Raw genomic sequence first — 21823 nt, forward strand, 5'->3', positions numbered from 1 at the left:
AAAGGAGGAAATTAAATTGTTAATTTCTTTGTTAAAAAAGCTAAAATATAAACTGAAAAATATTTTATATAGATCAAAAGAGTGTAGAAATAAAGATGAAATTTATTTAGATTTAGATGGGCTAGAAATAATGGTCAATCGTTGTTTTTCCTATGATAAACCTCATGAAGTTTCAGTTTTTGTACCACGAGCTGAATTGCGTAAAAAGATTAAAAATGGAGAACAATTAGAAGAAATAGAAATACTACTAAACAGCATTACAATAGTTCATTCACCTCAACGTCCTTCTGAAGAAGGCAGTGATACTCCAATTGAACCGCCAGAATTGCCTAAAGAAAAATAAAATGACTTTGATGAATATTTTGTCTCTAAAACTGAAAATATAGTAATGTAAGCTAAAATCTAAAATAAGGAGTTTGAGAAATATGAAGAAGAGAATATATTTATTAGTTGTTTTATTATTGGTGAGTACTATAGTGACTTACTATTTTAGTATTCCAGAAAATGTAGAGGAGAGTGAAGCTGCTGCTCCTAGTTTTTGGAGATTGTCACCTACTACTAGATTAATGGCTCGAACTATTTCTGCTGAAGCTAGAGGAGAACCGTTTGTAGGGCAAGTAGCTGTAGGAGCAGTGATCATGAATCGGGTTCGTAACTCCAAATTCCCTAATACAATTTCTGGGGTAATCTATCAGCCTTGGGCATTTACTGCTGTAGCACGTGGTCATATTTGGAGTCATACTCCTAGTTCTAATAGCGTTAGGGCAGCTATTTCAGCTATGAATGGTTGGGATCCTACTTATGGTTCTATTTATTATTATAATCCTGCTGGGGTTTCTACTTATTGGATTTATTCTCGAGATGTGGTGCGTAGAATTGGAAAGCATATTTTTGCTAGATAGTAGCAAGTTGCAAGTTTGATTTTGAATTGCTAAATTAAATTTATTGTTGCTTTTAAATTATTTATAGATTTGTGCGTAAAATTACTGTTGCTCTGCCCTATGGATGTAAGCACCAACAATAAGCTAATTCGATATTAGCTTATTGTTAATAACTACCATACATCTTGCTATCAATTTGAGGTAGACTAATACTAATTAAGGTGAATCTAACAACTGAATATATGGGGTTGTAGCAAGAATTAAAAGTGATAAACATATAAAACATATCTACCGCAGGGCATGCGGAATTTCAAGCTTCTGGAGAAACCGTAAGACCTAGTTTCTTACTTAATACTTTTAAGCAGAGATAGGCAAGTTTCCAGGAATGAAGAATCTACGCGAGCTTGCTCCGTGGAAAGTCAAAAGGAGTGTTTATTGTGAATTTTAAAAATTTTAATAAAAGGTTATGGGGTATTGTTTTTTTAGCCTTAGCTTTAATTGCAGTAGGATATTGGGGATATAGTAGATATATGATAAGTAGGCAATTGAGAAGTGAATTAAATAATAGATATGAATATGCCTTTCAAGAATTAAACCATCATATTGATGCTTTAGAATCAGAATTAGGAGTTTTATTAATTTCTCAATCTGCTAGTAATGCTTCTATTAATTTATCTAATGTCTGGCGTTCTGCTTATGCGGCGCAAGAAGATATAGGGCAACTACCGCTTACAAGTGATACTTTAAATAATGTCAAATATTTACTTGCTGATGTATTAAAATATGCTAACCATTTAGATAGGAAAATTACAGGAGAAAATTTAACGGAAGAAGAAAAAAATATGATTAATAAGTTTTATAATCAAATATGTGTAGTAAATACTAACTTACAAGATATACATTCGGAAATGGATAAAGAAAAATTTAAATGGTATGATAAAAAAAGAGTTAAAATTAATGAACGTAATGAAGATTATTCTGCTAGTCCAATGCAAGGATTAATGAAATTAGATAACAAAGTGACACTTGATAGATTAAAAAGTAGTTTGGAAACTGTAATGCCTAATTATAATAAATCCCAATCTCAAGATGTAATATCCAGTTTATCTAAAGTAGAAGCTGTTGCAGTTAATGAAAAAGAAGCAATAAAAATAACAAAAGATTTTATAAAAAATCCTGAAAATTATAATTATGAAATAAGAGAAAAAAAGGGGCTTAAACTAAAGGCAGCTCAAGAAGCAAAAGTTAAAGTGCCAGCTTATGAAGTAAAAGCTGTTCATAAGAATAATCCTGATGAAATCATTTATGCTGATGTGAGTAAAAAAGGTGGAAGAATAGTTTGGTTACTCAAGAAAAGAGAATTAGGTGATAAGAAGATTGATTATGAAGAAGCGGAAAGTAATGCGCTGAAATTTGTTGAAAAGAATAAATATCCTAATATGGAGGTCAGTTCTCGTCATTCTTTTGATGAGTTTTTAATTGTATCCTTACTTCCTAAGCAAAATAATGTATTAATTAAACCTAACTCAGTAATTGCAGAAGTAGCTCTAGATAATGGAGAGATAGTTGGATTTAATGGTCTAGATTATATATTAAATTATAAAGAACGATCTGAAGATGAATTAATGCCTGATTTAAAACAATCAGAAGCTAAATCCAAAATCAGTTCTCGTCTGGAATTAGTCAAAGATCCTCAATTAGTTATAGATCAGATTGATGGGCAAGAGAAATTGTGCTATGAATTCATTGGAGTTATAAAAGATGGGGAAAGACAAAATCATTATCGAGTAAAAATTAATGCAAAAACAGGAAGAGAAGAAGAAGTTAAAGCAACTACACAGCAAATCTATCGCAAAACAGATTGATAAACTCATTTTCTACTTAGAGAATAGAATAGCTTTGATTGCATATAATTTATTATATGTTAATAGATAGAAGAGAAAGATTTGAATAGCTTTGATAGCTAGGAGTGAGTTTTGATGTCAGTAATTAGAGTTGGGAGTAATAAATATAAAGATTGCTTAAAGAAAAGATTTGCTTTGGAGAGAGAAATTTTAAAAAAAGATCAATATAATATTGAAATCAATTCAATAGAACAGGGGAATATTTTATTTTTCGAATGTTCAGTAACTAATGATACTTTATTATTTACTATTTTAAAAGAATTAATTGCTAATGTTTTATCTGATTTGATTATTAATCATTTAGAATTAGATTTTCTTTATAAAATTTTAAATATTAATTGTAAACAACTATCACAAGAAGAAGAAAAGAAAATTATAAATATTGCTTTAAACAGATTAAATATTGGTGATGGTAAAAATGATGAAGGAATTAAAGCTAAAATAAAAAGGAAAAATAATATTTTACTGGAGATTATAGAGTATATAGCTGATGGGCAAGAAATTGTTTTAGAAGGATTTGTGAGATTTAGATTAAAAGGTTACTTAACAGAATTAGAATCAGCTGTAAAAAATGCTATAGAAGAATATGGAGTAGAAAAAGAATCTAGAGGGTTTGTTCATTTATTAAAACATTATGTAGATATACAAGCTAATAATAGTAAATTAGTTAATGTGATTAAAATAAAAAATAATGGATTCAAATTATTGAATGAAAATGAAAAGATGATTGAAAACCCTTTTTTAGATGAATATGTTTTAGAACAGTTAGAACAAGAGTTGGACCAGCAAGATTTAGTAATTAGTGCTTTAATTAGTATAGCACCTCAGGAGATAATCCTTCATTTTAATCAACCCCTTGAACTAATTGAAAATTTAAAAAATATTTTTAATAAACGAGTATCCATTTGTTTAGGTTGTGATTATTGTAAAGTTAATAATTTAAAAGAGCTAGAGGAAAAAATATCAAATCATTCTTGACAATAAGTTTTTTTGAAAGTATAATTAATGATAAGAAAATTAAATAAATACTATTTTAATAACTATGAAGAGGACGAGTAAGTTAGTTTTATTCTTAACAGGGAGTGGGAACTATTAACTGGAAGTTTCCTAAGGATAGCTAATTGAAAACCCCCTCTGAGTTGGTGCCAGAAATTCAAGTATGGTAACCCGAGATCTCAATCGTTAATTGAGAACTGTAAGATAATCTAGTTTTTGAACTAGATTAATTAGAGTGGAACCGCGAACCCTTCGCCTCTAACTATGGAGCGAGGGGTTTTTTTGATTTAAATAACTATTAGAATTTAGGAGGAATTTATTATGGAAGAAATTAAAGTAACTTTGCCTGATGGTTCTAAATTAGAATTTGAAGCAGGTGTTACTATTAAAGATGTTGCATTTGATATTGGACCTCGTCTAGGAAAAGCATCTGTAGCAGGAAAAATTGATGGTGAAAAAGTTGACTTAGATTATGAGATAACTAATGATGTCGATTTAGAAATTATAACTATTGATTCAGAAGAAGGTTTAGATATTTATCGCCATACAGTTTCACATGTAATGGCTCAAGCTATTAAGAGACTATATGATGATGTTCAATTAGCAATTGGCCCGACTATTGAAGACGGCTTTTATTATGATTTTGACTTAGATGAAAAATTATCTGAAAATGATTTTGAAGAAATAGAAGCTGAGATGAAAGAGATTATTAAAGAAGATTATGAAGTTGAAAGAATGGTTTTACCTAAAGAAGAAGCTATTGCTAAGATGAAAGAACGTAATGAAGAATATAAGATAGAGTTAATTGAAGAATTAGATGGTGAAGAAATTAGTTTATATAAACAAGGAGAATTCATTGACCTTTGTCGGGGTCCTCATTTGCCGTCAACGGGAAAAGTAAAGGCTAATGCTTTGAAATTGTTAAGTGTTGCTGGAGCTTACTGGCGTGGTGATGAGAATAATCCTATGCTGCAAAGAATTTATGCTACTGCATTTTATAAAAAGCAGCAGTTAGAAGAGCATCTAGAAAAAATAGAAGAAGCTAAGAAACGAGATCATAGAAAGATTGGGAAAAAATTAGACTTATTTAGTTTACATGAAGAAGGTAAAGGATTTCCTTTCTTCCATCCTAAAGGAATGGTGCTTAGAAAGCAATTAATTGATTTTTGGCGCGAAGAGCATAAAAAAGCAGGATATAAAGAAATTAAGACGCCAATTGTTTTAAATCAAGACTTATGGAAGCGTTCAGGGCATTGGGATCATTATAAAGATGATATGTATTTTACTGAAATTGATGATGAAAAACATGCAGTAAAACCAATGAATTGTCCAGGTGGAGCTTTAGTTTATAATGATAAAATTCATAGTTATCGAGATTTACCAATTAGAATGGGTGAATTAGGTTTGGTTCATCGTCATGAACGCTCAGGAACTTTACATGGATTGATGAGAGTTAGAAACTTCACTCAAGATGATGCTCATATATATTGTTTACCATCACAAATCAAAGAAGAATTAAATGGAGTAATAGAGTTAGTTGATACTATTTATAGTGCTTTTGGATTTGATTATAATGTTGAACTAAGTACTAAACCTGATAAAGCAATGGGTTCTGATGAAATGTGGGATAAAGCTATTGGTGCATTAAAAGAAGCAATTGTTGATAATGGTTTAGATTATGAAGTGAATGAAGGAGACGGTGCGTTTTACGGTCCTAAAATTGATTTTCATTTAGAAGACTGCTTAGGTCGAACTTGGCAGTGTGGAACTATTCAACTTGACTTCCAAATGCCAGAAAGATTTGATTTAACTTATGTTGGTGAAGATGGAGAAGAACATCGTCCAGTAATGATTCACCGTGCTATTTATGGTAGTTTAGAAAGATTTATGGGGATTTTAATTGAACATTACGCTGGTGCATTCCCAACTTGGTTGGCTCCAGTTCAGGTAGAAATTATTCCAATTAGCGATGACCAATTAGATTATGCGTATTCAGTTCAAAAAGAATTAGAGGAAGCTGATGTAAGAATAGAAGTTGATTCCCGTCAAGAAAAAGTAGGATATAAAATTAGGGAAGCGCAAGTACAGCAGATACCATATATGTTAATTGTAGGAGATGATGAAGTTCAGGCTAATACTGTTTCAGTTCGAGACAGACGTGAAGGTGATTTAGGAGCAGTAGATGTAGATGAATTTAAAAAGAAAATTAATGAAGAAATAGAAAATATGGAGTAATAAAAAAACCAGAGCGAGAACTTAAATTCTCGCTCTGGTTTTTTAATATTTAAATGATATTTTTATATAAGATATGCAGGAAGATATATGTTTTTATATAAAAAATAAATCTAAGAAAACTTTTAATCATAATTTCATTTACAATTCCATCCTTTTTCAGTCAACTTGGAATAGCAAATATAAATTATTCTTTCGCCTATCTTTCAATTTAGCTTTTCACTTATTTACATTTTTACATTAGGTAAAATAGTGATATTTGGAATGTTTTTGTTAGTGGCTGGTGCTCTCTATTATACTGCATTTACTGGTAAGGATTTTATAAAATTGCTAATTTGAAAGAAAAAGGAGTTTTATTTGAAGGAGAATCTCAACAGGAAAAAGAAAAAATAATGAAATGATAATAGATAAACCCATTTTTCGACAAAAAAATGGGTTTATCCTTTTTTTCTTGTGAAAATGATTATATAATAAGAGTATGATTAGCTTAAATTAGAAGGTGGTATTATGTCCCAGAGAAAAGATAAAAACTTAAAAACTGGATTACAAAATAGAGTTAAAAAACAGAAAGATCGGATTTTCCAATTGCGTAATCGATACCAAACTATATTTAATCATTCTGAGCAAGCAGTGATTGTTTGGAATAGAAACTTAGAAATTATAGATTGGAATAATTCGGCTGAAGATTTATTTGGTTGGTCGAAAGAAGAAATGATCAATGAAAATTTAATTGATGTTTTGATTAATGATGAAGATAGAAATTTTGTAGAATCTTTATTGGACAAAAATTTAGATAATTTAAAAACAAAATCTATTCACAAGATTAAAACTAAAACTGGAAAAATTGTTTGTTGTGAGTGGCATAATATTCCTGTTACTGATTTTAATTCTAGAGTTATTGAAGTATTATCAGTGATTAAAGAATGTTTATCCTCAGAACTTAAAGGAGATAATTTGGTTTATTATGATCCGTTGACTGAAATTTATAATCGTCGCTATTATGAGGAAGAATTGAAAAGATTAAATACTTCTCGTCAATTACCTTTAAGTATTATTTTGGCTGATGTTAATCGTTTGAAATTAACTAATGATATTTTTGGTCATCAACAGGGTGATAAATTATTAAAAGAAGTTGCTGAAATAATTAATTCTAGCACTCGAGTTGAAGATATTATTGCGCGCTGGGGTGGAGATGAATTTGGAATTTTATTGCCAAACACCAATACTAAAGAGACTAAAAAAATAATGAGAAGAATAAAAATGGCTTGTCATAATTCAAGTTTGAAACCAATCCCTCCTAATATTTCTCTTGGTGCTGCTACGAAGAGAAGTCAAGAAGAGGATATAAATAAAATTTTTAATCAGGCTGAAAGCAGAATGTATGAAGATAAAGAAGAAGAAAAATCAAATTCAGAGGATGAAGTTTTAAATAATTTACTTGAATATTTAGACTCTAAAATAGATGGTGTAGTCCCCTATAATAAAGTTGTTTCTTTAGCAGAAAAATTCGGGAGAAAAGTGGGGTTGGATGAATATGAATTGGAAAAGTTAACCCTTTTAGCACGATATCACGATATTGGTAAAGTAGGTATTCCTGAAAAAATACTCAATAAACAAGAGCGTTTAACTAATGAAGAGTGGGAAGAATATTTAAGACATTTACCTTTAGGATATGATATTGCTAAAAGTTTTTCTACTTTGACTCCTATTGCTGATGAGATTTTATATCATCATGAATCTTGGAATGGGACTGGTTATCCTCAACAATTAACTGGAGAAGAAATCCCAGTTTTAGCACGTATGATTTATATAGTAAGCTATTACTATGAGTTAATTACTAGTGTTGATTGTGGAATGAAAATGAATGTAAGTTGTAAATTTGAATATACAGAAAAAGAAGCATTGGAAAAAATAGAAAGATATGCTGGAAGTTTATTTGACCCTAAATTAGTTGAAGAGTTTTTAGAATTATTTAATTTTTAAATAAAATTTTATTTGCTTGACTAGTATTTATTGATATGTTATACTGATGAAGACAATAAAGTAGAGGTAGTCCGCTTCTCACCTATAGATTACCCCTATAGGTTAATACTGAATTAGCTGTAATTGTTTTGAGGAATTTTTCCTAGGGAGAACTATGGCTAATTTGGTGAAGCGGATGACCTTAAATGGTCATCCTTTTTCTTTTCTGGAATCTAAAAATCTTATCTTAAATTAGATTTCAGCTTCGAATATTTATGGAGGTGCATATAAAATTAGTGCAGAAGACTTAAGAGTCAATGAACAAATTAAGGCTCGCGAAGTACGAGTAGTTGATAATGATGGTGAACAGATTGGGATTATGCCGTTGAAGAAAGGTTTGAGTTTAGCAGAAGAAAAAGATTTAGAACTAGTGGAGGTAGCTCCACAGGCTGATCCACCTGTTTGTAAGATTATGGACTATGGAAAGTACAAGTATGAGCAAGCGAAAAAAGCTAAAGAAGCTAAGAAAAATCAAAATGTAATGAAGACAAAAGAAGTTCAAATGAGTGTTAATATTGAAGATCATGATTTTAATACTAAAGTGAATATGGCACAAAGATTTTTAGAAAATAAAGATAAAGTTAAAGTAAGTATTCGCTTTAGGGGAAGAGAAATCACTCATAAAGATCTTGGCTATGACTTGATGGATAGATTTGCTGATGAATTAAAAGAATATGGTAGAGTATCCAGCAAGCCGCAACTTGAAGGCCGTAATTTATTAATGTTTATTACTCCTAAGAGTGATAAAAACTAATAAAAGGAGGAATTAAAGATGGGGAATAAAATGAAGACACATAAAGGTGCTGCTAAGCGTTTTAAGAAGACAAGTAAAGGAAAATATAAATATAAGCGACCAAAGAGAAATCATTTAATGACTAAAAAGTCAAGTGAGAAGAAGAAAAATTTAAGAAAAGATAGTCATTTAGATAAAGCTGATGCAAAGAAATTAAAAACTTTAATGCCGTATGACTAGAATATAAGAAAATAATAAAGGAGGAATTATTATGCCACGCGCTAAACGGGGTAATAAAAGATTAAAAAGAAGAAAGAAAATTTTAAAATTGGCTAAGGGATATTTTGGTTCTAAGAGTAAATTGTATCGTCCTGCAAAAGAGCAGGTTATGAGATCTTTAAACTATGCATATCGAGATAGAAAGCAGAAGAAAAGAGAATTCAGAAAGTTATGGATTACTCGAATTAATGCTGCTGCTAGAAAACATGATATGTCTTATAGTAGATTTATTCATGGTTTAAAAGAGGCTGATATTGATATTAATCGAAAAATGTTAGCTGAATTAGCTGTGAATAATGAAGAAGATTTTGCTGAATTAGTTGAATTAGCTAAAGAACAATTATAATTGTAATATCATTGAGCTTAAGGCGTTCAGCTTTAAGCTCTTTTTTGTTTAAAAGTTTACTTGACAATAGCCATGATAAATATTTATAATATAAGCAAACTAAATATCTACTCTATACCGAATTCTATATTATTTATAGAAGCGGGGGACCCATTTTTTGGGGCGAAGCTACTTATTAAGTTTAAGTCTTAGTTCAAGTATGATGTTAAATAATGCATATTATTTTCAGATTTTACTTAGCTTTAAACTTGGACTTAGACTTATATTTAAGTGGTGAGGTTTACCCTTTGTCCTTAGCCCGTCAGCTAACCTCGTAGGTGTTTTAAAAGGGGGGTAGAGTGTAGAATTATATAAACTACTATTATTTTTTTTAAAGTAGGGAATAGTATATAAAGACTACAGCTACCTTGCTGTAGTCTTTTTGTGTTTAATTTTAACTTTTGATACATAGTTTTATAATTAAATTTATTTGTTGCTGGTGGAGGTGACAAAAATTGAGTAAAATTAATTTTCATGATTTAACCCCTGCGCAAGTATTATTGATGGGATATGCAGTGGTTATTTTAACAGGTTCAATATTATTAACTTTGCCTGTAGCTACAGTTAATGGAGAAGGAATGAGTTTTTTGAATGCTTTATTTACATCTACTTCTGCTACAGCAGTTACTGGATTAATTGTAGAAAATACTGCTAGCTTTTTTACTATGTTTGGTCAAATAGTAATTTTAGTGCTGATTCAAATTGGTGGTTTAGGAATTATGACTATGTCAACTTTGTTTGCTTTTTTAATTGGTAAGAAATTGACTTTAAGACATAGACTAGTAATTCAAGAAGATTTAGATCAATTTCAATTATCGGGAATTGTAAGATTGGTGAGATATGTATTAGGAGTTACTTTTACCATCGAAGGTTTAGGTGCTTTCTTTCTATTTTTAAGATTAGTTAGAGATATGCCGATGGGAAAAGCAATTTATTTTTCAATTTTTCATGCTGTATCTGCTTTTAACAATGCTGGGTTTGATATTTTTGGTAATAGTTTAGAGAATTTCACTAGTGACCCTGCAATTAATTTAACTATTTGTGCTTTGATTATTCTAGGTGGTATTGGCTTTGCGGTAATTGCTGAGTTATATGATGGTAAAAAATTCAAAAATTTTTCTTTGCAGACCAAATTGGTCTTAAGTGTTACTCTTGTTCTGCTGGTTTTGGGAACTATTGTTTCTTTTGCTTTAGAATTTTCTAATCCTGAAACTTTAGGTAACTTGTCTTGGCAGGGTAAAGGATTAGCTGCCTTCTTTTTATCTGTAACTCCAAGAACAGCTGGATTTAATACTGTGCCTACTGGAGCTTTAAGAAGTTCCACCTTGTTTTTTATTATTGCTTTAATGTTTATCGGTGCTTCCCCTGGTTCTACTGGAGGGGGAGTGAAAACTACTACTTTTGGTGCATTATTGGCTGTGTTGTATACGACAGCTACTGGGAAAGAAGATGTAGAACTTTACAAACGTAGAATTGGGAAAGAAGTTATTTATAGTGCAATTGCAATCATAGCTATTTCATTAATGTTAGTAGTAAGTGTAACTATGATTTTAGCGATTACTGAAGAGGCAGCCTTTATTGATTTATTTTTTGAAGCTGTTTCAGCTTTTGGTACTGTAGGATTATCTACTGGAGTAACTGGTAACTTATCAGTTGTTGGTCGTATTTTAATTATCTTCACTATGTTTGCTGGGCGAGTTGGTCCATTAACGATAGCAGTTGCAATTGGTGAACGCAGAAAGCGTAAAGCTAATATTAGATATCCGAAAGAAAAAATACTAGTTGGTTAGAAAGGAGAATAATTATGAAACAGTTTGTGGTAATTGGTTTAGGACGTTTTGGCTCGAGTGTAGCAACTACTTTAGCACAAAAAGGTTATGATGTATTAGCAATTGATCAAAAGGAAGAATTAGTAGAGGAAATTAGTAATGTAGTAACTCATGCTGTGCAAGCTGATGCTACAGATGAGGATGCATTAAAAAGTTTAGGAGTTAATAATTTTGATATTGGAATTGTTAGTATTGGAGATAATATACATGGCAATATTTTGGCTACTTTAATTTTGAAAGAGTTGGGGGTACCTAATGTAGTAGTTAAAGCTCAAGATAGCATGCATGGTAAGTTATTAAGTAAGATTGGGGCTGATAAAGTTGTTTATCCTGAGCGAGATATGGGAGCTCGAGTAGCGAATAATTTGATTTCGGCTAATGTTCTAGATCATATTGAATTAGCTCCAGGCTATAATATTGCTGAATTAATTGCTTCTGAAAACTTGATAGGACATAGTTTACAAGAATTAGATTTAAGACAAAAGTTTGGTGTTAATGTTTTAGCTATTAAAACTGATGATGGTATTAATATTTCGCCTAATGCTTCTGATTTACTAAATAAAGGTGATGTATTAGTAGTGATGGGCCAAGAGGATAGTATAGAGCAACTAAAAGATTATTAATCACTTATGTAATATATCTATATAAAGTGGCACTATCGTGCCACTAGCTAGTAGATAAAAGCTAGTAGCTAGTAGTAAATTCAAAACCAAAAAACAGTTCATAGCTTTGAATTATTGAATACTAGGTTAATGTTTTAGGTTTTGAATTTGATTTTATGTTTTTAACTACTAGCTCCTAACTACTTACTTCTAGCTATAAAGTTGCACTGGAAGTGCAACTTTATATAGAAATAATTTCACCTCGAGGTTATAAAGAAAGTTTATTATGGAAATATTAACTTTGAGAGTTGACCTGGGGGTGAAAAAAATGAAACAGTTTGTCATTATTGGATTAGGAAGATTTGGGACTAGTGTAGCTAAAACTTTAGCTTATAAATATTATGATGTTTTAGCAATTGATATTAATGAGGAAAAAGTGCAAGAAATTAGTGATGAAGTTACTCATGCTGTTAATTTAGATGCTACTAACAAGAAGGCTTTAACTAATTTAGGTGTTGGGAATTTTGATGTAGCTGTGGTGAGTATTGGAGAAGATGTACATGCTAATATTTTAACTACTTTAATTTTAAAAGAATTAGGCGTAGAAGAAGTTGTTGCCAAAGCTCAAGATAGTCTACATGGTAGAATCTTAACAAAGTTAGGAGCAGATAGAGTTGTTTATCCCGAACATGATATGGGAACTCGAATAGCCAATCATTTGGTCTCGGCACAGATATTAGACTATATTGAGTTAGCTCCTAATTATAGTGTGATTGAAATTAAGGCTAGTTCCAAAATGTATGGTCGTAGTTTGTTGGATTTAAGTTTGAGGACCAAATTTGGTGTGAATGTGGTAGCTATAAAAAGGGGTAAAAAAATAGATGTATCTCCCCAGGCTGAAACTAAAATAGAAGAAAAAGATACTTTGATTGTAATTGGTTCTAATGATAGCTTAGAAGAGTTGAAGAAATTTTAACTGGGGAGGATTTTATAAAATGATTAGCACTGTAACGATTAATCCAGCTGTAGACTATAGTTTAAAAGCAGACGAAATTAAATTAGATAAGGTGAATCGAGTTGATTTTTTGGCCAAAAGTGCTGCCGGGAAAGGTATTAATGTAGCTAAAGCAGTTAAGAAATTGGGCCAAGAACCTCAAGCTTTAGGTTGTGTAGGAGGGGTAGCGGGTCAATATATAGTTGATGAGTTAAAGAAACAAGAAATAACAACGGACTTTAATTGGGTAGAGAATGAAACACGAATCAATTTTAAAGTCATTGATAATTTAAATCAAGAAACTAAAATCAATCAGCATGGGTTACCATTAACTGAATCTGAATTAGAGAAAATTTTTGCTAAAATAATAGAGCAAGCTCAGCAAAGTGAAATTTTAATTTTAGGAGGAAGTTTACCTGAGAATACTCCTGTTGATTTTTATCAGAAAGTAATTGCTGAATTAAATGGAACAGCTACTAAAGTATTTTTGGATACTTCTGAAGAAGCATTAAAATTAGCTTTAAAATCAAAGCCAACATTAATTAAACCTAACTTGAGGGAACTAGAAGAAATTGAGGGGCAAGAATTATCTTTTCAAGAAGTAATTTCTGTTAGCCAAGATTTAGTAACTTCTGGGATTGAAACAGTAGTTGTATCTATGGGAGCTGATGGAGCATTATTAGTAACTGAAAAAGATGTTTGCTATGCTCGTCCACCTCAAGTTGAAGTTGTTAGTACAGTAGGAGCCGGAGATAGTATGGTTGGTGCTTTAGCTGTAGCTTATGCTAAAAATTATTCCGCCCAGAAAAAACTAAAATTTGCTGTAGCAATGAGTGTAGCAACTATTTTATCCCCTGGTAGTGAAGTTGCTAATTTAGTAGAAGTTAAAAAATGGATGAAAGAAGTAAAAGTCAAACAAGTGGAGGGCTAATAATGAAAATTACTAGTTCAAGTAATGATAAAATTAAGTATTTACGTTCTTTATATAAGAAAAAATATCGTAGGAAATATAAGCAATTTGTTTTAGAAGGTCTAAGGTTAATTGAAGAAGCAGTCCAAGAAAATGTGGATTTAAGTCAGGTCTTTTATTCAGAATACTTATTAAGAAATGAACAAGGTCAGAAATTATTGGGGCAATTAGAAGAGAAAGAAGTTCAAATTTATAAAATTGATGATGATTTATTACAGCAAGTAGCTGATACTGTTTCACCGCAGGGGATTTTAGCAATTGCTGATAAAGTAGAGTATGAGTTAAATGATATATTAGAAAACAAGGATGGATTAATCTTAGTAGTAGACCAAATACAAGATCCAGGTAATTTAGGAACTATTATTAGGACAGCAGATGCAGCTGGTTTTGATGGGATAATTACTACTAAAGGAACAGTGAGTTTATATAATCAAAAAACTATTAGATCAACGATGGGATCATTTTTTAGAACTCCAATTGCTAAAGTTAATGATTTAAATGAATTTGAACACGGAATAAGCGAAAGTAATTATAATCTTGTAGTAGCAGATACAGCTGGTGATAATTATCATTTCGATATTGATTATTTACCTGCTACAGCTATAATAGTTGGTAATGAAGCTCATGGTCCTCGTCAAGAATTAATAGATTTAGCAGATCAATCAATTAAAATTCCTTTATTAGGGGGAGCAGAATCTTTAAATGTAGCAATGGCTACTAGTGTTATTGTTTATGAGGCTATTCGCCAGAAATTAGATAAATAGTTGAGAATTAGGTTGCTATAAATTACTATACATAATAAATAATATTTGTGGTACAATAATAAATGAGGTTTAATATGGATAACCTAATTTATCAAATTGGGAGTGATATAAAATGGCGAACGAAGAAATATTACAACTTATTTTAGATAAAGTAACTAATTTAGATAATAAGGTAACTAGCTTAGATAATAAGGTAACTGATCTAGATAATAAAGTATCTGGTCTAGAAGACAAAGTATCGAATTTAGATAATAAAGTAGATGACCTAGGAACAAGAATGGATAGTTTAGAAAAAGAAGTACAGAAGAATAGGACAATGATAAAAAATAATAGTGATAGATTAGATATTGTAGTTCGTCAAGTTAACGAAAATAATCAAATTTTGAAACAGGAAAATGTTCAGAAATGGTTAAAAGTTGGTAGTGAGGTAATGGAACATTGGCAGGAAAAATAATAGATTTAAATTATAATAACTAGTTTTCAGAAGTAGAATTGAATTTGTATCAGGCTTATGATATAATTTATTTGAATTTAATATCGTGAATAGCAATGACGAAGATAAGTAAGTTAGAATTACCTTCTCAGGGAGAGAATATGTAACTGGAATTATTCTTGGAGGTTAAGCTAACTGAATTCACTTCTGAGCTGCTAGCTGAATTATAGTAGGCTTAGCCGGTTTTCTACCGTAACCAAGAATTAAAGTTGAGCTGTAAAGCTAACTAAGGTGGTACCGCGAATCCCTTTTTCTTTCGTCCTTAGCCGGAAAGAAGGGGTTTTTTTGTTTTTGATATTAATTAAATAATAGCAATATTCATTGTAGATTTATAAAGGGAGGATAAAATATGGAGGAAAAATTAAAAAGTATCCAAGAAGAAGCAACTACTGAAATCAAATCAGCTTCTGATATGAATGAACTAGAAGATTTACGGGTACAGTATTTAGGAAAAAAAGGTGAAGTTACACAGATTCTAAGAGGTATGGGAGATTTGCCGCCAGAAAAAAGACCAGTGATTGGAAAATTAGCTAATCAAGTTAAAGGTAAATTGAAAAAATTAATTGAAGAAAAGAAAGAGACCTTTAAACAGCAGGAAAAAGAGAAAAAGTTACAAGAAGAAAGTATTGATGTTACTTTACCAGGGAATAAAATTGAGTCAGCTACTAAACATCCCTTAACATTAGTTTTTGATGATTTAAAGGATATTTTCTTGGGATTAGGCTTTGAAATTGCTGAAGGACCAGAAGTAGAAAAAGATTATTATAATTTTGAGGCATTGAATTTCCCTGCTAATCATCCGGCTCGAGATATGCAAGATACTTTTTATACAAGCAATGGAGTATTATTAAGAACACATACTTCTTCAGTGCAAGTAAGAACAATGGAAGAACAAGAGTTGCCAATTCGGATTATTGCGCCGGGGCGAGTTTATCGTAGTGATGAAATTGATGCTACTCATACGCCAGTATTTCATCAGGTAGAAGGGTTGATGATTAATGAAAACACATCTTTTGCCCATTTGAAAGATGTATTGATTAAAGTGGTTCATGAAATTTTTGGAGAAGACCGAGATGTAAGATTTAGACCTAGTTATTTTCCATTTACTGAGCCAAGTGCTGAAGTAGATGTTTCCTGTGCTAATTGTGGCGGAGCAGGGTGTAGTATTTGTTCTGATACTGGATGGTTAGAAATTTTAGGAGCGGGCATGGTTCATCCTAATGTTTTAGAAATGTCTGGTATAGATTCGGAAAAATATAGTGGTTATGCATTTGGAATTGGAGTTGAGCGATTAGTAATGTTAAAATATGATATAGATGATATTAGATTATTATTCAATAATGATTTGAGATTTTTAAAACAATTTTAAGCAGGATAAAAAGTTAGTAGAAAGGACTGATAAGAAATGAAAGTATCTTATAATTGGCTGCAAGAACATATAGATTTTGATTATTCGCCAGAAGAGTTAGCCCACGAACTAACTATGGTTGGTCTAGAAGTAGAAGCAGTAGAAGAATTAGGTGCAGAAATAAAAGATGTAGTTGTAGGGCAAGTTAAGGAAATTAATGAGCATCAAAATGCTGATAAATTATCTGTGTGCAAGGTTGATATAGGAAATAAAGTATCACAAATTGTTTGTGGTGCTGATAATATGAGTGAAGGAGATAAGGTGCCTGTAGCTCCAGTAGGCATGGAAATGCCAGATGGAATGAAAATTGAAGAAGTAGAATTGCGAGGAGTTAAATCTAGCGGGATGATGTGTTCTACTAATGAATTAAATTTACCTGATGATGGTGTAGATGGATTATATATTTTAGACCAGGATCTAAAAGTTGGTAATCAATTAATTAAAGAGATTGAGTTAGATGATGTAATATTAGAATTTGATTTAACTCCTAATTATGCTCATTGTTTAAGTATAATTGGAGTAGCAAGAGAGGTTGCTGCTATTACAAATAATGAATTGCATTTACCAGAGGTTGATTTAGAGGAAACAGAGGAAGAAGTTGATGATGTAATTGATGTCACAGTAAAAGATTCTGATTTAGCTCCTCGCTATGCAGGACGAGTAATAAAAAATGTGGAGGTAAAAGAGTCGCCAGATTGGTTAAAGAATAGATTAGAAGCAGTAGGAATTGGTTCTGTTAATAACATTGTTGATATAACTAATTATATTTTGATGGAATTAGGTCAGCCATTACATGCATTTGATTATGATAAATTAGAAGGTCAAGAAATTATAGTTCGTAGAGCAAAGGAAGGGGAAAAATTACTTACTTTAGATGAAGAAGAGCGAGATCTAGATGAAGATATGTTAGTAATTGCTGATGCTGATAAACCTGTTTGTATAGGTGGAGTTATGGGAGGCGCTAATAGTGAAGTGACAGAAGAAACAACCACTTTATTTTTAGAAAGTGCTAATTTTGCTCCAAGTTCTGTTCGTAAAACTTCTAAAAAGTTAAAAATACCTAGTGACTCTTCCCATCGTTTTGAACGAGGTGTAGATATTAATGGAGTTGAATATGCTCTTAATCGTGCAGCTGAGTTAATAGCTGAAATTGGAGATGGTGATGTACTTAAAGGATATAAAGATGTTTATCCTGAAGAGCTCAAACCGCAAGAAATTATTGTCCGCCCTCAAAGAGTTAGGGAAATATTAGGATTAGAATTAGCTAAAATTAAAATAAAATCTTATTTAGAAAGACTTCATTTTGATATTGAAGATAAAGGGGTTAATCTCTTAGTTAAGGTTCCAACTTATCGAGTTGATGTGAATAAAGAAATTGATTTAATAGAAGAAATAGCAAGAATTTATGGTTATGATAAAGTTGAACCAACTCAAGCAAGAGTAGAATTAAAACAAGGGAAAAAGAACTGGAAGCAAAAAGTAGAAGCTAAGACTAAAGAGTTATTAACAGATTTAGGTATATTTGAAGTGCAGAATTATTCTTTTATTAATGAAAGTGAGTTTGATAAGCTTAATTTAGCGGAAGATAATTGGCTGCGCAATATAGTTGAGATTAATAATCCAGTTAATGAAGAGCATACTATAATGAGAACAACTTTGCTCCCTAGTCTTTTAGAGAACATTTCATTAAATGTTAATCGAGGGGTAGAAGATCTAAGTATTTTTGAATTAAATACTGTATTTCTACCTCAATCCAATAGTGAATTACCAGAAGAAAGGTTGAAATTATCTTTTGCAGTTATGAAGGATGAATTAAAAGATTCGTGGGAAGTTAATGCTGCTGGTTTCTTCTATTTGAAAGGGATAATAGAAAATTATTGTAAGCAAATAGGAATAGTAGACCTACAATTTGTTGAAGGGGAATTTTCAGCTTTACATCCTGGTAGGACTGCTGAAATAGTGATCGAGGGAAAAAGTTGTGGCTATTTAGGTGAACTTCATCCTGATGTGCAGGAAAATTATGATCTTTCTGAACGGGTGACAGTTTGTGAACTTGATTTTGAGACTATTGTGAATGCTGCTACAGCAAATAGAGAATATCAACCATTGCCTAAATACCCAGCTTTAAGCAGAGATATAGCTTTAGTAGTTGATAATGAAGTAACTAGTAAAGAAATTAAGGATCTAATTTTAAAAGTTGGTTCTGACGTAATAGAATCTATTAAATTATTTGATTTATATCAAGGCGAACAATTAGAAAATGGGGATAAAAGTCTAGCTTATTCTATAAAATATAGAGTAGCGGATAGAACTCTGACTGATGAGGAAGTTAATCAAGTACAATCTGAAATTGAGGAAAAATTGAATCAAGAGTTAGTAGCTCATATTAGAAGATAGTTTTTTAGCACCAGGGGAGTAATCCTCTGGTTTTTTTATTATTTTATAAAGGAAAATTTAAACAATTAAAGAATAATATAAAAATAGAAATATAAATTTGAAACAAAGTTGTTGTTTTATCAAACTAAAGGGGGGGTAAAATTGCAGAAGAAAGAATTGAGTTTGTTGTTTTTGATTATTTTAATGTTATTATCTACTCAAGTAATTTATAGTTCTGCAAATATTAAAGCCAAAAATGGTATATTAGATTTAGAACAATGGGATTTTAATGAACAGGGAAGTATAATTTTATCTGGAGAATGGGAAACATATAAAAATAGATTATATGAACCGCAAGAAATCAATAGTAAAGAGGTTAGCAGTTTTTCTACACCTGGTTTATGGGATAACTATGTTGTATTTGGGAAGCGAATACCTTGGTTACAGGAAATGCAATCAGGTTATGCCACCTATCATTTAACTGTAAGTAATATCAATCAATCTGAGATTAATGCTTTAAAGGTTGGGAAAATAGCTAACAGTTATAAAGTTTGGATTAATGGAGAATTAGCTGCTCAAGCTGGACGAGTAGGGGGTAAAGTTGAAGTAGAAATCCCAGAATTAAAAGAACAAGTAATAAGTTTAGAAAAAACTGAAGAAATTGATATAGTGATGCAAATTTCCAATTTTCATTTTAAAGAAAAGAGGTTCGGAAATCATTTAGAAAATATTAAGCTGGGAACTAAAGAACAATTACAAATAAATAATTTATTTGTATTAGTTTTATTTATTGTGATTTTTGTAGTCTTTATTATTTTCTTTTTTGCTTATTTATTTAGAGGAAGGCCAAAAGGGTTATATTATTTTTCACTGTTTAATGTATTATTAGCTATTAAAGTTGGTGTGTTTGGTAATTTATTTGATTTAGGATTAATTAATAAGATTACCTATTGGTATCAAGTTAAATTTGAGTTATTATTATCAATTGCTATAATAATTGTCTTCTTTAAATATTTAAAGCTGTTAGGACCGCAATTAATATCTGATTTAGTATTTAAATTAGTTTTTGGATTAGGTGTGCTTACTTCTTTAGCTGTAATTGTTAGTGTAGAGCAATTATATAGTGGAATGTTTATTTATGGGCAAGTTGTTTTAACATTGCTAGTAGTCTATTTAATATTTACTATTATAAAGGCGATTTTTAGGAGTAAAATCAATTATTTCATCACAGGAGTTTTATTTACTAGTTTAATCGTGATTTATAATATTAATATTTTCTTTGATAATTACTTTTGGAGCATTCTTTATGCAGGTGTTTTAATTTTATTAGTTGTCTATGAAGCAATTTATTTAATGAAAAATGATTTAAGGAGTTTAAATGAATACAAGCAAGAAAACAAAAGTAGAATAACTGCTGAAAATTTATTAGAAACAATAAGTTTTTTGCATTCTAGTTTAAATAATGAACAAATAGCAAGATTGGCAAGTAGAAAACTGCCTAAATTAATACCATATGATGCTATTGTTATTATGGGTAAGGAAGGCAAATATCTTAAAGAGTTAGTTACTAGAGGGGAAAGAAATATAGAAGATGAAACAATAAAAATAACAGAAAATGAGTTGTTTAATGATTTAACTAATAGAACAAAGCCTATGTTAGTACAAGACGTTAAAGAATTCCCTTGGTTTAGTAAATATGGTAAATTAACTAATGTAAAGTCCTGGATTGGAGTTCCGCTAATTTTTGAAGAAGATATAATAGGGGTTTTAACTTTAGGAAATAAGGATGTTATTGAGTATAGTGAAAGTCAAAAAGATAAATTAACTGTATTTTCTAATGAATTGGCTATGGCTTTAAAAAATGGTTATAATTATTCTGAAGTAAAAGAATTGGCTACTAAAGATAGTTTAACAGGCTTGTATAATCGGGAAGCTTTTAAAGAGTTAGCGATCAAAGAATATCATCAAGCAGTTAGATATGAACATGGATTATCACTAATCTTAATAGACTTAGACCAATATCAGGATATTATTAATGAATTTGATTATGGAGTAGCAGATGAAATTGTTAAAGTATTGGCCCATAGATGTAAGGAAAGTATTAGAACGGCTGATTATATGGGAAGATACCAAGGTGTTAAGTTGGGAATTGTATTAACTGATACAGATTTATTCGGTGCTAAAGAATTGGCGCTTAGATTACAGGAAATAATTAATGAAGCAATTACTATAGAAGGACATGGCAATATTTTAGTTTCAGCTAGTTTTGGTATTGCTACTTTGGAGGAAAAAGTAGGGATTGAAACCTTATTTAATTTAGCAGATAGTGCTTTAGCTAGAGCTCAAAAAGAAGGTGGAGATTGTATTAAAACAAGTAAGGATTAATCTATATAAAGTGTAGCTTCTAGATGCCTGAGCAAGCATTTCTTCGTTCAGAAATTTAGGATGATTCGTCTAAAATTCGTTCAAGTAAAATCAATTTTACTTAATTTAAATTGGAAATTAAGTAATACAAAATTGATTTTACTTGCACTTCATTAAGACTCATTAACGTCCTAAATTTAATGCCACTACGAAAAACTTGCTCAGGCATCTAATGATAGTTTTACTTTAATAGCGGGAACAGGGACTGTCTTATCAAGATAGTTCTGTTTTAATTGTAAGTTTTTGATTTTGACTAGTTATTAGCTAAATGAAAATCAATCCCAAAAGTTACACTTTATATAGATATATAGATTAACTATTGACAGATGAATAGATAGATGTTATATTAGTTAATGTCGCTGAAAAAGAGAGGGGCGGCAAAAAAAACAGATTCAAATCATCTCTTGACAACCACTGATTCTTATGATAATCTAGCAGATGTCGCTTGAAAGAGAGGGGCCAGTTTTAAGCTTCATTTGCGACTGGCAAATTTGATTTTAAACTTCTCTTGACAAGCCAAAGTTTCTATGA

The 21823-nt window shown here is 30.8% G+C and carries 18 protein-coding genes, 1 riboswitch and 2 other annotated features; all 18 genes read left to right on the forward strand.

Annotation, left to right across the window (positions count from 1 at the left end):
* Positions 1-16: 16 nt before the first annotated feature.
* The 18 genes from JOC47_RS14325 (at position 17) to JOC47_RS14410 (ending at position 21253) form a co-directional block, all read left to right on the forward strand.
* Entirely contained in the window at positions 17-343 is a 327-nt protein-coding gene (locus JOC47_RS14325; RefSeq protein WP_204703025.1) for a hypothetical protein, read from the forward strand.
* A gap of 82 nt (positions 344-425) precedes the next feature.
* Positions 426-902 carry a cell wall hydrolase gene (locus JOC47_RS14330; protein WP_204703027.1) on the forward strand — a complete coding sequence of 159 codons (477 nt, stop codon included), beginning with the start codon at positions 426-428 and terminating at the stop codon, positions 900-902.
* A gap of 416 nt (positions 903-1318) precedes the next feature.
* The gene (locus JOC47_RS14335; protein WP_204703032.1) at positions 1319-2746 is read left to right on the forward strand and encodes a PepSY1/2 domain-containing protein; all 1428 of its coding nucleotides are present in this window, start codon (positions 1319-1321) and stop codon (positions 2744-2746) included.
* Between the two features lie 114 nt (positions 2747-2860).
* Positions 2861-3763, forward strand: coding sequence for a putative sporulation protein YtxC (ytxC, locus tag JOC47_RS14340; RefSeq protein ID WP_204703033.1), 903 nt, complete (start codon positions 2861-2863; stop codon positions 3761-3763).
* Positions 3764-3818: 55 nt separating this feature from the next.
* Positions 3819-4044: a binding site (T-box leader), on the forward strand.
* A 58-nt stretch (positions 4045-4102) separates the two neighbouring features.
* Positions 4103-6016 (forward strand): threonine--tRNA ligase, encoded by a 1914-nt coding sequence (gene thrS / locus JOC47_RS14345; protein WP_204703034.1) that lies wholly within the window; start codon positions 4103-4105, stop codon positions 6014-6016.
* A 504-nt stretch (positions 6017-6520) separates the two neighbouring features.
* Positions 6521-7996, forward strand: a complete 1476-nt coding sequence (locus JOC47_RS14350) for a diguanylate cyclase domain-containing protein (protein ID WP_204703036.1) — start codon at positions 6521-6523, stop codon at positions 7994-7996.
* A 271-nt stretch (positions 7997-8267) separates the two neighbouring features.
* Positions 8268-8789 carry a translation initiation factor IF-3 gene (gene infC / locus JOC47_RS14355; RefSeq protein ID WP_338035361.1) on the forward strand — a complete coding sequence of 174 codons (522 nt, stop codon included), beginning with the start codon at positions 8268-8270 and terminating at the stop codon, positions 8787-8789.
* An 18-nt stretch (positions 8790-8807) separates the two neighbouring features.
* A complete protein-coding gene (rpmI, locus tag JOC47_RS14360) occupies positions 8808-9008 on the forward strand; it encodes a 50S ribosomal protein L35 (RefSeq protein ID WP_204703037.1) in 201 nt (66 codons plus the stop codon).
* Between the two features lie 31 nt (positions 9009-9039).
* Positions 9040-9393 carry a 50S ribosomal protein L20 gene (gene rplT, locus JOC47_RS14365; protein ID WP_204703039.1) on the forward strand — a complete coding sequence of 118 codons (354 nt, stop codon included), beginning with the start codon at positions 9040-9042 and terminating at the stop codon, positions 9391-9393.
* Between the two features lie 105 nt (positions 9394-9498).
* Positions 9499-9728: riboswitch (cyclic di-AMP (ydaO/yuaA leader) on the forward strand.
* Positions 9729-9935: 207 nt separating this feature from the next.
* The gene (locus JOC47_RS14370) at positions 9936-11222 is read left to right on the forward strand and encodes a TrkH family potassium uptake protein (protein ID WP_204703059.1); all 1287 of its coding nucleotides are present in this window, start codon (positions 9936-9938) and stop codon (positions 11220-11222) included.
* A 14-nt stretch (positions 11223-11236) separates the two neighbouring features.
* A complete protein-coding gene (locus JOC47_RS14375) occupies positions 11237-11884 on the forward strand; it encodes a potassium channel family protein (RefSeq protein ID WP_204703041.1) in 648 nt (215 codons plus the stop codon).
* A gap of 307 nt (positions 11885-12191) precedes the next feature.
* Positions 12192-12839 carry a potassium channel family protein gene (locus JOC47_RS14380; RefSeq protein WP_204703043.1) on the forward strand — a complete coding sequence of 216 codons (648 nt, stop codon included), beginning with the start codon at positions 12192-12194 and terminating at the stop codon, positions 12837-12839.
* Positions 12840-12858: 19 nt separating this feature from the next.
* Positions 12859-13788 carry a 1-phosphofructokinase gene (gene pfkB, locus JOC47_RS14385; RefSeq protein ID WP_204703045.1) on the forward strand — a complete coding sequence of 310 codons (930 nt, stop codon included), beginning with the start codon at positions 12859-12861 and terminating at the stop codon, positions 13786-13788.
* A gap of 2 nt (positions 13789-13790) precedes the next feature.
* The gene (locus tag JOC47_RS14390; RefSeq protein WP_204703047.1) at positions 13791-14591 is read left to right on the forward strand and encodes a TrmH family RNA methyltransferase; all 801 of its coding nucleotides are present in this window, start codon (positions 13791-13793) and stop codon (positions 14589-14591) included.
* Between the two features lie 112 nt (positions 14592-14703).
* Entirely contained in the window at positions 14704-15045 is a 342-nt protein-coding gene (locus JOC47_RS14395) for a hypothetical protein (protein ID WP_204703048.1), read from the forward strand.
* Between the two features lie 86 nt (positions 15046-15131).
* Positions 15132-15351: a binding site (T-box leader), on the forward strand.
* Between the two features lie 82 nt (positions 15352-15433).
* Positions 15434-16453, forward strand: a complete 1020-nt coding sequence (gene pheS, locus JOC47_RS14400; RefSeq protein ID WP_204703051.1) for a phenylalanine--tRNA ligase subunit alpha — start codon at positions 15434-15436, stop codon at positions 16451-16453.
* A gap of 36 nt (positions 16454-16489) precedes the next feature.
* Positions 16490-18889 (forward strand): phenylalanine--tRNA ligase subunit beta, encoded by a 2400-nt coding sequence (gene pheT, locus JOC47_RS14405; RefSeq protein WP_204703053.1) that lies wholly within the window; start codon positions 16490-16492, stop codon positions 18887-18889.
* 141 nt (positions 18890-19030) lie between these two features.
* The gene (locus tag JOC47_RS14410; protein WP_204703055.1) at positions 19031-21253 is read left to right on the forward strand and encodes a sensor domain-containing diguanylate cyclase; all 2223 of its coding nucleotides are present in this window, start codon (positions 19031-19033) and stop codon (positions 21251-21253) included.
* Positions 21254-21823 lie beyond the last annotated feature (570 nt).

This window comes from Halanaerobacter jeridensis (genome assembly GCF_016908315.1).
GTDB lineage: Bacteria > Bacillota > Halanaerobiia > Halobacteroidales > Halobacteroidaceae > Halanaerobacter > Halanaerobacter jeridensis.

Excerpts from the sequence above, each read along its gene's own strand:
- JOC47_RS14330 (WP_204703027.1), top strand. The coding sequence starts at position 426 with ATGAAGAAGAGAATATATTTATTAGTTGTTTTATTATTGGTGAGTACT.
- ytxC (WP_204703033.1), top strand. The coding sequence starts at position 2,861 with ATGTCAGTAATTAGAGTTGGGAGTAATAAATATAAAGATTGCTTAAAG.
- thrS (WP_204703034.1), top strand. The coding sequence starts at position 4,103 with ATGGAAGAAATTAAAGTAACTTTGCCTGATGGTTCTAAATTAGAATTT.
- JOC47_RS14350 (WP_204703036.1), top strand. The coding sequence starts at position 6,521 with ATGTCCCAGAGAAAAGATAAAAACTTAAAAACTGGATTACAAAATAGA.
- rpmI (WP_204703037.1), top strand. The coding sequence starts at position 8,808 with ATGGGGAATAAAATGAAGACACATAAAGGTGCTGCTAAGCGTTTTAAG.
- rplT (WP_204703039.1), top strand. The coding sequence starts at position 9,040 with ATGCCACGCGCTAAACGGGGTAATAAAAGATTAAAAAGAAGAAAGAAA.
- JOC47_RS14370 (WP_204703059.1), top strand. The coding sequence starts at position 9,936 with ATGGGATATGCAGTGGTTATTTTAACAGGTTCAATATTATTAACTTTG.
- JOC47_RS14375 (WP_204703041.1), top strand. The coding sequence starts at position 11,237 with ATGAAACAGTTTGTGGTAATTGGTTTAGGACGTTTTGGCTCGAGTGTA.
- JOC47_RS14380 (WP_204703043.1), top strand. The coding sequence starts at position 12,192 with ATGAAACAGTTTGTCATTATTGGATTAGGAAGATTTGGGACTAGTGTA.
- pfkB (WP_204703045.1), top strand. The coding sequence starts at position 12,859 with ATGATTAGCACTGTAACGATTAATCCAGCTGTAGACTATAGTTTAAAA.
- JOC47_RS14390 (WP_204703047.1), top strand. The coding sequence starts at position 13,791 with ATGAAAATTACTAGTTCAAGTAATGATAAAATTAAGTATTTACGTTCT.
- JOC47_RS14395 (WP_204703048.1), top strand. The coding sequence starts at position 14,704 with ATGGCGAACGAAGAAATATTACAACTTATTTTAGATAAAGTAACTAAT.
- pheS (WP_204703051.1), top strand. The coding sequence starts at position 15,434 with ATGGAGGAAAAATTAAAAAGTATCCAAGAAGAAGCAACTACTGAAATC.
- pheT (WP_204703053.1), top strand. The coding sequence starts at position 16,490 with ATGAAAGTATCTTATAATTGGCTGCAAGAACATATAGATTTTGATTAT.